12 protein-coding genes are annotated in these 14,742 nt (G+C 69.2%); 10 read left to right on the top strand and 2 right to left on the bottom strand.

The window, feature by feature from the left end:
- Positions 1-97 precede the first annotated feature (97 nt).
- The 6 genes from F0P95_RS16560 (at position 98) to F0P95_RS16535 (ending at position 8,031) form a co-directional block, all read left to right on the top strand.
- Entirely contained in the window at positions 98-2,257 is a 2,160-nt protein-coding gene (locus F0P95_RS16560) for a RelA/SpoT family protein (RefSeq protein ID WP_054667376.1), read from the top strand.
- 250 nt (positions 2,258-2,507) lie between these two features.
- Entirely contained in the window at positions 2,508-2,891 is a 384-nt protein-coding gene (locus F0P95_RS16555; protein ID WP_054667374.1) for a RidA family protein, read from the top strand.
- A 9-nt stretch (positions 2,892-2,900) separates the two neighbouring features.
- Positions 2,901-5,045: an ATP-dependent DNA helicase RecG gene (recG, locus tag F0P95_RS16550; RefSeq protein WP_182335147.1), complete on the top strand. Its 2,145-nt coding sequence runs from the start codon at positions 2,901-2,903 to the stop codon at positions 5,043-5,045.
- Between the two features lie 65 nt (positions 5,046-5,110).
- Positions 5,111-6,052, top strand: a complete 942-nt coding sequence (locus F0P95_RS16545; RefSeq protein WP_182335146.1) for a nucleoside hydrolase — start codon at positions 5,111-5,113, stop codon at positions 6,050-6,052.
- 83 nt (positions 6,053-6,135) lie between these two features.
- Positions 6,136-6,378: a type B 50S ribosomal protein L31 gene (locus tag F0P95_RS16540; protein WP_056931181.1), complete on the top strand. Its 243-nt coding sequence runs from the start codon at positions 6,136-6,138 to the stop codon at positions 6,376-6,378.
- Between the two features lie 378 nt (positions 6,379-6,756).
- The gene (locus F0P95_RS16535; protein ID WP_182335145.1) at positions 6,757-8,031 is read left to right on the top strand and encodes a citrate synthase; all 1,275 of its coding nucleotides are present in this window, start codon (positions 6,757-6,759) and stop codon (positions 8,029-8,031) included.
- Between the two features lie 383 nt (positions 8,032-8,414).
- Here the strand turns inward: F0P95_RS16535 and F0P95_RS16530 are convergent, their stop codons facing one another.
- A complete protein-coding gene (locus tag F0P95_RS16530; protein WP_182335144.1) occupies positions 8,415-9,041 on the bottom strand; it encodes a hypothetical protein in 627 nt (208 codons plus the stop codon).
- Between the two features lie 76 nt (positions 9,042-9,117).
- Positions 9,118-11,550: a penicillin-binding protein 1A gene (locus F0P95_RS16525; RefSeq protein ID WP_182335143.1), complete on the bottom strand. Its 2,433-nt coding sequence runs from the start codon at positions 11,548-11,550 to the stop codon at positions 9,118-9,120.
- Between the two features lie 217 nt (positions 11,551-11,767).
- Here F0P95_RS16525 and F0P95_RS16520 point away from each other — a divergent pair, with 217 nt between their 5' ends.
- From F0P95_RS16520 to F0P95_RS16505, 4 genes are read left to right on the top strand one after another with little or no spacing between them, the layout of a single operon-like run.
- The gene (locus F0P95_RS16520; protein ID WP_104940255.1) at positions 11,768-12,826 is read left to right on the top strand and encodes a pilus assembly protein PilM; all 1,059 of its coding nucleotides are present in this window, start codon (positions 11,768-11,770) and stop codon (positions 12,824-12,826) included.
- Positions 12,826-13,518, top strand: coding sequence for a PilN domain-containing protein (locus F0P95_RS16515; protein WP_182335141.1), 693 nt, complete (start codon positions 12,826-12,828; stop codon positions 13,516-13,518). Before F0P95_RS16520 ends, F0P95_RS16515 begins: the two co-directional genes overlap by 1 nt.
- Entirely contained in the window at positions 13,515-14,192 is a 678-nt protein-coding gene (locus tag F0P95_RS16510) for a type IV pilus inner membrane component PilO (RefSeq protein ID WP_182335140.1), read from the top strand. Before F0P95_RS16515 ends, F0P95_RS16510 begins: the two co-directional genes overlap by 4 nt.
- Positions 14,192-14,728, top strand: coding sequence for a pilus assembly protein PilP (locus tag F0P95_RS16505; protein WP_182335139.1), 537 nt, complete (start codon positions 14,192-14,194; stop codon positions 14,726-14,728). The genes F0P95_RS16510 and F0P95_RS16505 overlap by 1 nt, the downstream gene beginning before the upstream one ends.
- The last annotated feature ends 14 nt before the right edge of the window (positions 14,729-14,742 follow it).

The raw sequence follows: 14,742 nt of genomic DNA, 5'->3' as shown, positions 1-14,742 counted from the left end.
GGCGGTCTGCAATGCAAACCGTGGGGCGGCAGCGCGAGCGTGATGTCGCGCGTCTCCGGCGTTGCCGTGTTGGTGCCGCTGGCATATCTTCCCAGCCATGAACCCAGGCCCCTCTGCCCAGGTCGCTGCGCCCGCGGGTGGCGCGGTGCCGGACTACGTACTCCAACTCGAACGCGCAGCCAGTTACCTGCCCGCCGAGCAGCTGCCGATGCTGCGCCGTGCCTGGGAAGTGGGCGCGGCCGCGCACGCGGGCCAGACCCGCAAGTCCGGCGAACCCTACATCACCCATCCGGTCGCGGTGGCCGGCATCCTGGCCGAGCTCGGGCTGGACGTGGAGGCGCTGGTCGCGGCGATCCTGCACGACACCATCGAGGACACCCCGCTCACCCATGACGAGCTGGCCGGGCAGTTCGGCCAGACCGTGGCCGAGCTGGTCGAGGGCGTCACCAAGCTGGACAAGCTGCGCTTCCGCGACCGCCAGGAAGCGGCCGCCGAGAGCTTCCGCAAGATGCTGCTGGCCATGTCGCGCGACCTGCGCGTGATCATGATCAAGCTGGCCGACCGCCTGCACAACATGCGTACCCTGGGTGCGCAGAGCGCCGAGGCGCGGCGCCGCATCGCGGTGGAGACGCTGGACATCTACGCGCCCATCGCCCAGCGCCTGGGCATGAGCCTGATCAAGTCCGAGCTGCAGAACCTGGGCTTCAAGGCGCTGTACCCGTGGCGCCACGCGATCCTGGAAAAGCACATCCGCAGCCAGCCGGTGGTGCGCCGCGAGGCGATGGCGCAGGTCGAGGTGCAGTTGTCGCAGCGGCTGGCGCGCGAAGGGCTGGAACACCGCCTGGTCAGCCGCATCAAGACGCCCTGGAGCATCTACACCAAGATGCGCGAGGAGAACAAAACCTTCGACCAGGTGATGGACGTGTTCGGCTTCCGCCTGGTGATGCGCTCGGTGCCCAGCTGCTACCACGCGCTGGGCGCGGTGCACGCGGCGTTCAAGCCGCTGGACGGGCGCTTCCGCGATTTCATCGCCATCCCCAAGGCCAACGGCTACCAGTCGCTGCACACGGTGCTGTTCGGGCCCTACGGTTCGCCGATCGAGGTGCAGATCCGCACCGAGGAGATGGACCTGATCGCCGAGCGCGGCGTGGCCGCGCACTGGACCTACAAGTTCGGCGGCGATTCGCCCAACAGCGCACAGAGCCGCGCGCATGCGTGGATCGTCGAGCTGATCGATTCGCAGCGCTCGGCCGGCTCGTCGCTGGAGTTCCTGGACAACGTCAAGGTCGACCTGTTCCCGGACGAGGTCTACCTGTTCACGCCCAAGGGCAAGATCCTGGCGTTGCCGCGCAACTCCACCGCGCTCGACTTCGCCTATGCGGTGCACACCGACATCGGCAACCGCGCGGTGGCCTCGCGCGTGGACAAGAAGCTGGTGCCGCTGCGCACCAAGCTGGTCAGCGGGCAGACGGTGGAAGTGATCACCGCGCGCTCGGCCACGCCCAAGCCGCAGTGGCTGGAGTTCGTGGTCAGCTCCAAGGCGCGTACCGCCATCCGCCACCAGCTCAAGCAGCTCGAGCACGAGGATGCCGTGCAGCTGGGCCACCGCATGCTCGACCGCGCGCTGGAGGCGATGGACAGCTCGATCGAGCGCCTGCCCAAGGGCCGGCTGGATGCGTTCCTGGCCGAGCACCGCTACCCGCGCCTGGAGGCGTTCCTGGCCGACGTCGCGCTCGGCAACTGGATGCCGACCCAGGCCGCGCAGGCGTTGATGGCGCACGGCGAACCGCGCGCCGGCGGCAGCAGCCAGCGGGTGCAGGAGAAGATCCTGATCAACGGCAGCGAGCGCGGCGTGGTCAGCTTCGCCGGCTGCTGCCAGCCGATTCCGGGCGACGAGATCATGGGCTACCACACCGCCGGCAAGGGCATCGTGGTGCACCGCATGGATTGCCCGAACCTGGCCGAACTGCGCAAGTCGCCCGAGCGCTGGGTGCCGATCGGCTGGGACAGCAGCGTGGTCGGCGACTACGACACCGCGCTGGTGGTGGAAGTGGAGAACGGCACCGGCGTGCTGGCGCAGCTGGCCGCGGCCATCGCCCAGAGCCAGTCCAACATCGAGCGGGTGGACTACCTGGACCGCGACTTCAATGCCGCGGTGCTGTGTTTCAACATCCAGGTGCGCGACCGTACCCACCTGGCCGAGGTGATGCGCCGGCTGCGGCGCCTGAGCGTGGTGCAGTCGGTGCGCCGCCAGTAAGCGCGGTGCGCCGGCGCGGCATGCCCTGCCGCGACCGGGTGCGCCGCGCGGTGCGTGCGCGGTTCTCCACAGCCGGTGTGCAACGGCATGCCGACAACCTGTGGATAAGCCTCCGGGCACCTTGGCGGGCGTGCGTTTGCAGCTGCTGGTGAAAAATTGTCCAGCGCTGCGACGCCTGGCATCGCCGGGAAGCCGGTGCGGCGGGGGCGGACGCTACAATGCGGGGCCATTTCCCAACCGGAGTCCCCCCATGTCCCGCCAGATCATCAACACCGCCAACGCGCCGGCCGCCATCGGCCCGTATTCGCAGGCCGTGCGTGCCGGCAACACCGTGTATTTCTCCGGCCAGATCCCGCTGGACCCGGCCACCGGCGAGATCGTCGCCGGCGACGTCGCCGCGCAGGCGCGGCGCGCCTTCGACAACCTCAAGGCGGTGGCCGAGGCGGCCGGCGGTTCGCTCGACAGGATCGTGCGCCTGGGCCTGTACCTGACCGACCTGGGCGAGTTCGCCAAGGTCAACGCGGTCATGCAGGAGTACTTCCAGGCGCCGTTCCCGGCCCGCTCCACCATCGAAGTGTCGGGCCTGCCCAAGGGAGCCGCGTTCGAGGTCGACGCGGTGATGATCCTCGACTGATCCACCGGCATGGCGCGTACCCGTCCGGCCGCCCCGGCGCTGGCGGCCAGTGGCGAGACACCGGTGACGGTGCTGGCGGGCGTGGGCCCGGCGGTGGCCGCCAAGCTGCAGGCGCGCGGCATCGGCAGCCTGCAGGACCTGTGGCTGCACCTGCCGCTGCGCTATGAAGACCGGACCCGGCTCAGCGCCATCGCCACACTGCAGCCGGGCAGCGCCGCGCAGATCGAAGGGCGGGTGGTCGCGGTGGAGCGCGGCTTCCGCTACCGGCCGATGCTGCGGGTCGCGGTGGAAGACGACTCGCGCGGCACCCTAGTGCTGCGCTTCTTCCACTTCCGCGCCGCGCAGGTGGCGCAGTTCGCCGTCGGCGCACGCCTGCGCTGCTATGGCACCCCGCGCCCCGGCCAGCACGGGCTGGAGATCGTGCATCCCAGCTACCGCATGCTCGGCGACGGCGAGGAGGCCGGCCTTGGCGACGTGCTGGATCCGGTCTATCCGGTCGTCGACGGCATCGGCCCGGCGACGCTGCGCCGGTTGATCGGGCAGGCGCTGGAGCGGCTGCCCGGCGAAGCCGCGCTGGAGGTGCTGCCCGCGCACCTGCTGGACGGGCTGGCCCTGCCGTCGCTGCGGCAGGCGCTGTTGACCATGCATCGCCCGCCTGCCGATGCCGATGTCGCCGTGCTCGCTGCCGGCACCCATCCGGCGCAGCGGCGGCTGGCGCTGGAAGAACTGCTCGCCCACCACCTGAGCCTGCGCCGCCAGCGCATCGCCCTGCAGCAGCATCATGCCCCGGCCTTGAGCGGCGGCGACAGGCGCGTGCGGCAGTTGCGCCAGTCCCTGCCGTTCCGTCTCACCGGCGCGCAGCAGCGCGTGTTCGCGCAGATCCGCCAGGACCTGGCGCGGCCGCACCCGATGCTGCGCCTGGTGCAGGGCGACGTCGGTTCCGGCAAGACCGTGGTGGCCGCGCTGGCGGCGATGCTGGCGGTGGAGCAGGGCAAGCAGGTGGCGCTGGCGGCGCCGACCGAACTGCTCGCCGAGCAGCACCTGGCCAACCTGCGCGGCTGGCTCGAGCCACTGGGCGTGCAGGTGGCCTGGCTGGCCGGCAAGGTCACCGGCAAGGCGCGGGCCAGGGTGCTGGAGGACATCGCCTCCGGGCGTGCGCAGGTGGTGGTCGGCACCCATGCGCTGATGCAGGACAGCGTGGTGTTCCATGACCTGGCGCTGGCCATCGTCGACGAGCAGCACCGCTTCGGCGTGCACCAGCGGCTGGCGCTGCGCGACAAGGGCGCCGACGGCCGCAGCGTGCCGCACCAGCTGGTGATGACCGCGACCCCGATCCCGCGCACGCTGGCGATGGCGGCCTACTCCGACCTGGACGTGTCGGCGATCGACGAGCTGCCGCCGGGCCGTACCCCGGTGCAGACCATCGTCATCAGCGCCGAGCGCCGGCCGGAACTGGTCGAGCGGATCCGCCTGGCCTGCGCGCAGGGGCGCCAGGCCTACTGGGTGTGCACGCTGATCGACGAGAGCGAGGATGCCGATGGCCGCCCCGGGGCGAGCGCCGGGCGCATGGAGGCGGTCGCCGCCCAGGCCACCTTCGAGGCGCTGTCGGCGCAGTTGCCGGGCGTGCGCGTCGGGCTGGTGCACGGCCGCATGAAGGCCGCCGAGAAGCAGGCGGCGATGCGCGCCTTCAAGGCCGGCGAAACCGGCCTGCTGGTCGCCACCACGGTGATCGAAGTGGGCGTGGACGTACCCAATGCCTCGTTGATGATCATCGAGAACGCCGAGCGCCTGGGCCTGGCGCAGCTGCACCAGCTGCGCGGCCGGGTGGGGCGCGGCGCGGCCGCGTCCAGTTGCGTGTTGATGTACCAGGCGCCACTGTCGGCGATGGCGCGGCAGCGGCTGGAGACCATGCGCCAGACCAGCGATGGTTTCGTGATCGCCGAGAAGGACCTGGAGCTGCGTGGCCCCGGCGAGCTGCTGGGCACCCGCCAGACCGGCCTGGCCGCCTTCCGGGTCGCCGACCTGGCCCGCGACGCGGCCCTGTTGCCGGGCGTCCATGCCCTGGCCGAACGGCTGCTGGCCGAAGCGCCGGCCGTCGCCGACCGGATAGTGGCGCGCTGGGTGGGCGGGGCGGCGCGCTACGCCTCGGCCTGAACGCGCACTTCCCCTGCCATGGCCCAGGTGCCAGACTCCATGGCCGACCAGAAGACAAGCATGAGATGAGCAAGAAGATTCCGTTGCTGATTGATACCGACCCGGGCGTGGACGATGCGCTGGCGCTGTTGATGGCCTTTGCCGACGAACGCCACGAAGTGGTCGGGTTGACGGTGGCGGCGGGCAACGTCGGCCTCGGCCATACCGTGCGCAACGCGCTGAAGCTGTGCGAAGTCGCCGGCCGCGGCGACGTGCCGGTGTTCGCCGGCGCCCCCGATCCGCTGGTGCACCCGGCCGAGGATGCCGCGCACGTGCATGGCCGCGATGGCTTCGGCGACGTCGACCTGCCTGCCGCCGCGCGCGTGGCCGAGAGCGAGCACGCCGCGCTGGCGATCCTGCGCCTGTCGCACCAGTACGCCGGCGAGCTGCTGCTGGTCGCACTGGGTCCGCTGACCAACATCGCGCTGGCGCTCAAGCTCGACCCGACCCTGCCGCAGCGGGTGAAGCGCTTCCTGGTGATGGGCGGGGCGATCACCGGCCACGGCAACATCACCCCGGTGGCGGAGTTCAACATCGCCTTCGACCCGGAAGCGGCGCACATCGTGTTCACCGCGTTCGCGCACGTCGAAGTGGCCGACTGGGAAGCCACCGTCGCCCACGGCCTGCTGCACCGGAACGTGGAGCAGTGGCTGGCCGCCGATACCGACAAGGCGCGCTTCTACGAGCTGATCTCGCGCCAGACCCGGCTGTGGTCCGAGGACAGCCGCGGCGAGCACTGGTACGCCGCCGATGCGCTGGCGATGGCCTGGGCGCTGCAGCCCGAGGGCGCGACCCGGCTGGAGCGGCGCCCGCTGGCGATCGAGATGGCCGGCGGGCGTACCCGCGGCGCCACCGTGGTGGACTGGAACCGGCAGACCGGGGCGGCGGACAACACCACCCTGCTGATCGGCTACGACCAGGCGCGCTTCGAAAGCCAGGTGCAGCGGGCGTTGGGACTGGTTTCCTGATTTCCTGCAATCCCGGCTTGCCCCGATGGGCCAGCCGGGACTATAATGCCGCTCTTGACCACCAGCCCACACGGTGTGAGCCCATGAAGGCCGACATTCATCCCGATTACCACAACGTCGTGTTCCACGACGTCACCTCCGATTTCAAGTTCCTGACCCGTTCGACCATGTCCTCCAAGGAGACGGTCAAGTGGGAAGACGGTGAAGAGTACCCGCTGATCAAGGTCGAAATTTCCTCGGCCTCGCACCCGTTCTACACGGGCAAGCACAAGGTCATCGACACCAGCGGCCGCATCGACAAGTTCCAGAAGCGCTACGCGCGCTGATCGCAACTGTCGTTCCGACCGGACAACGGCCGCGCCCTGCGCGGCCGTTGTTTTGTCATGGCCGGTCCCTGCGGTAAAGCCATGCGTGCCATCCCGGGCGGCTGCCTTGTGCGCCGTTGCCGGACGGGTCGTTCCGGGCCGTGCCGCGGCCATGGGCGTGGTGCGTGGCGCGGCTGAATCCCGGCGCAATGCCGGCCGGCGCGTGCGCGACGCTGTGTCGCGTACATGCGGAGTCCATAGGACTTTAGTCTGCGCAACCGGCAAATGCTGCTGTGCGATAATGGCCTGAACCGCGGTGCAAAACCGTGGAACTTCCTTCACGTGCCTGCCCGTCATTCCTCGTCGGGGCCGGCGCCATCCACTTGAGGAGCGCACACTGTGTCCGATCTTGATCAGGTCACGCTCAACGCCGGCGACACGTCGGTCGTTCTGCCTGTAGTCAAACCCGTCCTGGGCAACGACTGTGTCGATATCTCGAAGCTGACCAAGGAAACCGGTCTCTTCACCTACGACTCCGGTTACACCGCCACCGCCAGCTGCAAGTCGGCCATCACCTACATCGATGGCGACAAGGGCGTGCTGCTGTACCGCGGTTACCCGATCGAGCAGCTGGCCGAGAAGTCCAGCTTCGTCGAAGTCGCCTACATGCTGGTCAACGGCGAGCGTCCGGATGCCGCGCAGCTGAAGGCCTTCGAGGCCGAGCTGGCCGAGGAAGCCGGTGTCGACGCGTCGATCAACACCCTGATCGGCAGCTTCGCCAGGGACGCGCACCCGATGGCGATCCTGGCCGCCTCGATCGCGCAGCTCTCGGCCAAGTACCACGATTCGCTGGACCTGGCCGATGCCGAGCAGCGCCGCAAGGCCGCCGTGCGCCTGATCGCCAAGGTGCCGACCCTGTCGTCGCTGATCTACCGCCACGGCAAGGGCCTGCCGGCCAACGCCCCGGACACCTCGCTGGATTACGTCAGCCGCTTCCTGAAGCAGACCTTCGAGTCGGCCGACGGCCAGTACGAACTCAATCCGCACGTGGTGAAGGCGCTGGACCTGCTGTTCATCCTGCACGCCGACCACGAGCAGAACGCCTCGACCTCGACCGTGCGCCTGGTCGGCTCGACCGGTGCCAACCCGTACGCGTCCGTCGCCGCCGGCGTCACCGCGCTGTGGGGCCCGGCGCATGGCGGCGCCAACGAAGCCGTGCTGAAGATGCTGGAAGAGATCGGCAGCGCCGACAACGTCGAGTCCGCCGTGCTCAAGGCCAAGGACAAGACCTCGGGCTTCCGCCTGATGGGCTTCGGCCACCGCGTCTACAAGAACTTCGACCCGCGCGCCAAGGTCATCGGCGAGATGACCCGGCAGGTGCTGGGCCAGCTGGGCGTGACCGACCCGCTGCTCGATGTCGCCATCAAGCTGGAGCAGGCCGCGCTGCAGGACGACTATTTCGTCGCCCGCAAGCTGTACCCGAACGTCGATTTCTACAGCGGCATCATCTACAAGGCGCTGCAGATCCCGACCGAGATGTTCACCGTCATGTTCGCCCTCGGCCGCACCGCCGGCTGGGTGTCGCACTGGCTGGAGCAGCAGGTCGATCCGGAAATGAAGATCGGCCGTCCGCGCCAGGTGTATACCGGCCACGCCGTGCGCGACTACACCTGAGCCTGAAGCGCGCCGGCGCAGCGATGCGCCGCCCGCGCGACCGAAAGCCCCGCTCCGGCGGGGCTTTTTCGTATCCGCACGCCACGCAGTCCGTGGCCGGTACCGGCGCTGCGTACCGCACTACGGGCCTGGCGCGCATGGCCGCCGGTGGGGCAGGGCAATGCATGGCGCCATGCCGGCCGAGGGTGCCGGTGGGCGGGCGTTGCACTTTTCCACAACGCCTGTGCGGTACCTCCGGCAAAAGCTGTGGATAACGCGGTCGCCGCCGGTGATGGCGGGCCTTGCCGGGATGTGGTGAAAATCTGTCCAGCGCGAAGTGGGCCGGGCCGTGGGCGAGCAGCGCCATGGCGCGTGGCGACGGGACGCGTCGCCGGGCGGCTGGATCAGCCCGCGTCGTCGGCCAGGAGCTGGCGCAGCTGGGCCAGCGTCGCCCGCGGCAGCGGCTTGCCGTCGTCGCTGGACACCGGCGGATGGCGCAGGCCGTGCTCCGGAAGCACGACCAGCTCGAAGGCGATGCCGTCGGCCGCGAATTCCCAGGCTGGATAACGTTGCCGCGCGGCATGTCCACCCAGCTGCAGCAGCGCCGTGCACACTTCGGCGGGAATGCGCTGGTCGTGCAGGAAGCGCTGCACCGCATCGGTGTCGTCGCAATGCAGGTGCAGCGTCACCGGGCTGCCGGCGCCGGCGGTGCCGGCCAGCACCGCGCCGGCCAGCCGCGGCTGGAACGCGTGCAGGAACTGCATCGCCTGCATCGCCGCTTCGCGATGCTGGCGCAGCGCCGCCGGCTGTGCGCGCGTGTCGAACAGCCGCTGCTGTTCGCGCAGCATGTCCTCCACCTCGGCCTGGCGCGGCCACAGCGCTTCGTCGTGGATGCCCAAGCGGCTGGCGGCCTTGCGCCGTGCCAGCTCCGGATCGTGGATGCCGCCCTCGCGGATCAGGCGGGCGGCCTCCTGGGCGATCAGTCGCCGCTCGCGGCTGCCGCGCTGGGCGTTGGGTGCCGGACGTGGCATCGCGGTTCTCCGGTTGTCGGCAGCCCGCCGGATCCGGGCCGAAGCGGGAAGGCGGCTGCCGCCTTCCCGGCGTGGGTCAGAAGATATCGAACGCGGCGTCGTCGGCCTTCGGGTCGTGCTGGTCGAAATCGAATTCCTGCATGCGGTCCAGGTCCTCGACCTTGATCCATTCGGTGGCGCCGTTGAGGGTCGCCTGCACCATGCCCGAGGGTGGGTCGTTGCGCGCGATCGGCGCGTCCTTCAGCGCCACCCGCATGTAGTCGACCCAGATCGGCAGCGCGGCACGGCCGCCGTACTCGCGGTAGCCCAGCGAACGGAAGTCGTCGCGGCCGACCCACACGGTGGTGGCCAGCGGGCCGCCGAAGCCGGAGAACCAGGCGTCGCGGTGGTCGTTGGTGGAGCCGGTCTTGCCGCCCACGTCCTCGCGCCCGAGCACCTTGGCCGGGGTGCCGGTGCCGCGCTGGACCACGTCGCGCATCATCGACACCAACTGGTATGCGGTACGCTCGTCGATCGCGCGGGGGGCGGCATGGGCGTTGGCATCGACCGCTGCCGGCGCGGCTTCGGCCCCGGTCTCGGCGTTGCCGGTACCGGCTGCGGGCTTGGCCGGCGGGGCTTCGGCGCCGAAGTTGAAGCCGTCCACGACCTGGCTGGCCGGCGCCATGCCGCCGGCGCCACCGCCGCAGCCGCGGCAGGCCAGCGCCGGATTGGCCTTGAACACCACGTTGCCGTCGCGGTCCTTGACCTCGTCGATGGTCCAGGTGTCCACCCGCGAGCCGCCATTGGCGAACACCGCATAGCCGCGCGCGACCGACAGCGGCGTCAGCGAGGCGGTGCCCAGCGACATCGACAGGTTCGGCGGCAGCTCGGCTTCCTGGAAGCCGAACTCGCTGATGTACTTGCGGGCGAAATCCACGCCGATGCTGTCCAGCAGGCGGACCGACACCAGGTTGCGCGACTGCACCAGGGCCTCGCGCAGGCGCATCGGGCCGCGGAACCCGCCGCCGTCGTTCTTCGGTTCCCAGGTCTTGCCGCGGCGGTCGCGGAACACCACCGGCGCATCGAGCACGATCGAGGCCGGGTTGAAGCCCTTGTCGAACGCGGCCGCGTACAGGAACGGCTTGAAGCTGGAGCCGGGCTGGCGCCGGGCCTGGGTGGCGCGGTTGAACTTGTTGCCGGCAAAGCTGAAGCCGCCGACCAGGGCGCGCAGGGCGCCGTTGCCGGCGTCGAGCGAGACCAGTGCGGCCTGGCCGAGCGGCAGCTGTTCGATCAGCCACTCGCCTTCCTTCTCGCCGGTACGCACGCGGATGACGTCGCCACGGGCGGCCAGCTTGGCCGGCGCCCGCGTGGTCCAGCGGCTGGCCGCCACCGGCAGGACCAGCTCGGTGCGGTCGGCCAGCACCACGCTGATGCCGCCGTCGGCATGCACCGCCGACACGATCGCCGGCAGCAGCCCGGACTGCGAGGGGATCGCGGCGATGTGGCGGGCAAGCGTGGCCGCATCGGCGTCGGCGGCCACCTCGATATGCTGCTCCGGCCCGCGCCAGCCGTGGCGGTGGTCGTACAGCAGCAGGCCATCGCGCACGGCGATGTTGGCCGCTTCCTGCGCCTGGCTGTCGATGGTGGTGGTGACCCGGTAGCCCTTGTTGAGCACGTCGCCGCCGTGCAGGGCGATCATTTCCTGGCGGACCATTTCCGCCACGTAGGGCGCGTTGACCTCGATCGGTGGCTCGTGCGGGGAGGCGTGCATCGGCACCGCCTTGGCCGCGTCGGCCTCGGCCTGGCTGATGAAGCCCAGGTCGGCCATGCGCTGCAGCACGTAGTTGTCGCGGCGCTGGCGCGCCCGTTCCGGGTTGCTGATCGGGTTGCCGCTGGACGGGAACTTGGGAATGCCGGCCAGCGAGGCCATCTCGTCCAGGTCCAGCTCGCCGAGCTTCTTGCCGTAGTAGTACTCGGCGGCGGCGCCGATGCCATAGGCGCGGTTGCCGAAGAAACTCTTGTTCAGGTACAGCTCGAAGATCTCGTCCTTGCTCAGCTCGCTCTCGATCTTGCGCGCGAGCAGGATCTCGGCCAGCTTGCGGGTGTAGCTGTACTCGGAGCTGAGGAAGAACTGGCGGGCCACCTGCTGGGTGATGGTCGAGCCGCCGGGCACGCGCTTGTCGCTGGTGGTGGCCAGCAGCCAGACCGCGCGGGCGATGCCCTTGTAGTCGACACCGCCATGTTCGTAGAAGCGGGCGTCCTCGGTGGCCAGGAAGGCCTGCTTCAGGCGCTCGGGCACGTCCTTCATCTCGATCGGATAGCGCCGGGTCTCGCCGAACACGGCCATCAGCTTGCCGTCGCTGGCATGGACGTACATCGGCTCCTGCAGCTCCACCTCGCGCAGGGCCTGCACGTCGGGCAGCTTCGAGGAAACCACGTAATAGAGGGCGCCCGCGGCGATGGCGCCAGCCAGGGCGAGGGCGACGAACAGTGCCAGCAGCCAGCGCAGCCAGCGACGGAAACGGGGCATCAAGCAGGATCCCGATTGCGGATTTCGTGGCCGCAGAGTATAGAGTACGCGGGGGAACGGCTGGGGCCGTCCCTTGGGGAAAGGGGGTCGGGGATGGCTCTGAGGGCGTGACGGATTTCTCGGCCTGCGCGCGGAGCGGTTGCCAACCACCAGAAATTCATTATTAATGCGCGGGCGCAACAAGTGCGTCCAAGTGCCCGTCGGCAGGGGAGAAACCGTGGGGCTTATCCCAAAGAGTCAGCCACCGATCATCGGTGTTGACATCAGCTCGACTGCGGTGAAGCTGCTTCAGCTCGCCCGCAGCGGCAATCGCTTTCGCGTGGAACATTACGCCGTGGAACCACTTCCGCCGAATGCGGTGGTGGAAAAGAACATCGTCGAGGTCGAGGCGGTCGGCGAGGCCATACGCCGTGCCGTGGCGCGCTCGGGAACCCGCGCCAAGGGCGCGGCCGCCGCGGTCGCCGGTTCGGCGGTGATCACCAAGGTGATCCCGATGCCGGCCGACCTGGACGAGGCCGACATGGAAGCCCAGGTCGAGCTGGAGGCGGTGAACTACATCCCGTATCCGATCGAGGAAGTGAGCCTGGATTTCGAGGTGCTCGGGCCGGTGCCCAACAACCCGGAAATGGTCCAGGTGCTGCTGGCGGCCTCGCGCTCGGAGAATGTCGAACTGCGCCAGTCGGCGCTGGAGCTGGGCGGCCTGGTGGCCAAGGTCATGGACGTGGAAGCGTTCGCGATCGAGAACGCCTTCGCGCTGGTGGCCAGCGAACTGCCGGTGGCCAGTGACGGCGTGGTCGCGCTGGTGGACATCGGCGCCACCATGACCACGCTCAACGTCCTGCGTGGCGGGCGCAGCCTGTACAGCCGCGAACAGGTGTTCGGCGGCAAGCAGCTCACCGACGAGGTGATGCGCCGCTACGGGCTGAGCTACGAGGAAGCCGGCCTGGCCAAGCGCCAGGGCGGGTTGCCGGAGAGCTACGAGGTGGAAGTGCTGGAGCCGTTCAAGGAAGCCACGGTCCAGCAGATCGGCCGCCTGCTGCAGTTCTTCTATGCCGGCAGCGAGTTCAATCGCGTCGATCACATCGTGCTGGCCGGCGGCTGCGCGTCGCTGCCGGGGCTGCCGGTGATGGTCGAGGAGCAGCTGGGGGTGAGCACGTCGGTGGCCAATCCGCTGGCGCAGATGACGCTGGGGCAGAAGGTGCAGGCGCATGCGCTGGCCCAGGATGCCCCGGCGCTGATGATCGCCACCGGCCTGGCCCTGCGGGGGTTCGACTGATGGCACGCATCAATCTATTGCCATGGCGCGCCGAACGGCGCAAGCAGCGCCAGCGCGAGTTCTACACCATGCTCGGCCTGGCCGCCGTCGCCGGCGTGCTGATGTCGCTGCTGCTGTATTTCTACTACGACGGGCAGGTCAGCGGCCAGAACGAGCGCAATGCCTACCTCGAGGCCGAGATCGCCAAGGTCAAGGAGCAGAACAAGGAGATCGACCGGCTCGACAGCCAGAAGAAGCGCCTGCTCGACCGCAAGAAGGTCATCGAGGAACTGCAGGGCAAGCGCTCGCAGATGGTGCACCTGTTCGACGCGCTGGTGCGCACCATCCCCGATGGCGTGGTGCTGACCGCGCTCAAGCAGGAAGGCGAGACGCTGACGCTGGAAGGCCGCACCCAGTCCAACGCGCGGGTCAGTACCTACATGCGCAACCTGGAAAGCTCGGGCTGGATGTCCAATCCGGAGCTGTCGGTGATCGAGGCCAAGGCGCAGGAGGCCTCGGACTCGGCAATGGACATCAAGTCGCTGCCGTACGTGTTCACCCTGAAGGTGAAGCTGCCGGCACCGGGTGAGAACGCGGCGCAGACGGCGGAAGCGGATGCCGCGCCGGCCGCCGCACCGGCACCGGCAGCGGCCGCCACGCCTGCAGCGGCCGCGCCCGCTGCCGACACGGCGCAGAAGGAGGCCCGCCCGTGAGCCAGAAGAAGAGCAGTTTCAACAATCTGGACCTCAACAACATCGGCAACTGGCCGCAGGGCCCCAAGCTGGTGTTCTGCGCGCTGCTGGCATTGCTGATCCTGGGCCTGTCCTACCTGCTGGTGACCCGCGGCACGGCCGAGGAACTGGACGGGCTGGAAGCCAGGGAAGTCGAACTGCGCGCCAGCTTCGAAAAGGAGCAGCAGCGCGCGGTCAACCTCGAGCCGCTCAAGCAGCAGCTCGCGCAGATGGAGCAGGTGCTGCAGCAGATGCTGCGCCAGCTGCCCAGCAAGACCGAGATGCCCGACCTGATCATCGACGTGTCGCAGACCGCGCTGTCCAGCGGACTGAACAACGAACTGTTCAAGCCCGGCGACGAGCAGGTCAAGGAGTTCTACGCCGAGAAGCCGATCGCGCTGCGGCTGGTGGGCAGCTACCACCAGTTCGGTGCCTTCGTCAGCGGCGTGGCCTCGCTGCCGCGCGTGGTGATCCTGACCATGCACGACATCAACCTGAAGCCGAAGGATCCCAAGGCCGGCATCTCCGCACGCAGCGGCGCGCTGGAGCTGTCGGGCACGGTCAAGACCTACCGCTACCTGGATGACACCGAGCTGGCGGACCAGGAAAAGAAGGCCGCCGATGAAGAAGCGGCGCGCAAGAAGGGGGGCAAGTGATGAAGGGTTCCCTCCGTATCCGGGCGCTCTGCGCGGTGGTGCTGCTGGTGGCCGCGACCGGTTGTTCGCGCGGCATCACCAGCACCCCGGGCGATGCGCCCAATCTTGAGAAGTGGGTGGCTGACGTACGTGCGCGCCCGGCCACGCCGCTGGATCCGCTGCCGGTGATGCAGCAGTTCGAGACCTTCGAGTACTCGGCCCAGGGGCTGCGCGATCCGTTCAGCGATGCCTGGGCCAGTGCGGACGGCAACAGCGCCCTGCGACCGGACCCGAACCGGCGCAAGGAGCCGCTGGAGGCCTTCCCGCTCGACAGCCTGGACATGGTCGGGACGATCGGCAAAGGCGCCGCCATGGTCGCGCTGGTGATGGGGCCGGACAAGGTGACCTACCGCGTCCGTCCGGGGGTGTACCTGGGGCAGAGCGATGGCCGCGTCACCGGTGTGCGCGAGGACGGCATTGAGCTGATTGAACTGGTGCCCGATGGTGCTGGCGGCTGGCTGGAACGCCCGGCCTCGCTGGCGCTTGACGATCGATGAATGATTATTGGGGA

It is taken from the genome of Stenotrophomonas acidaminiphila (genome assembly GCF_014109845.1).
Taxonomy (GTDB): Bacteria; Pseudomonadota; Gammaproteobacteria; order Xanthomonadales; family Xanthomonadaceae; genus Stenotrophomonas; species Stenotrophomonas acidaminiphila.
The sequence above is the reverse complement of the archived record's forward strand: the minus strand, read 5'-3'. Positions and strand labels throughout refer to the sequence as shown.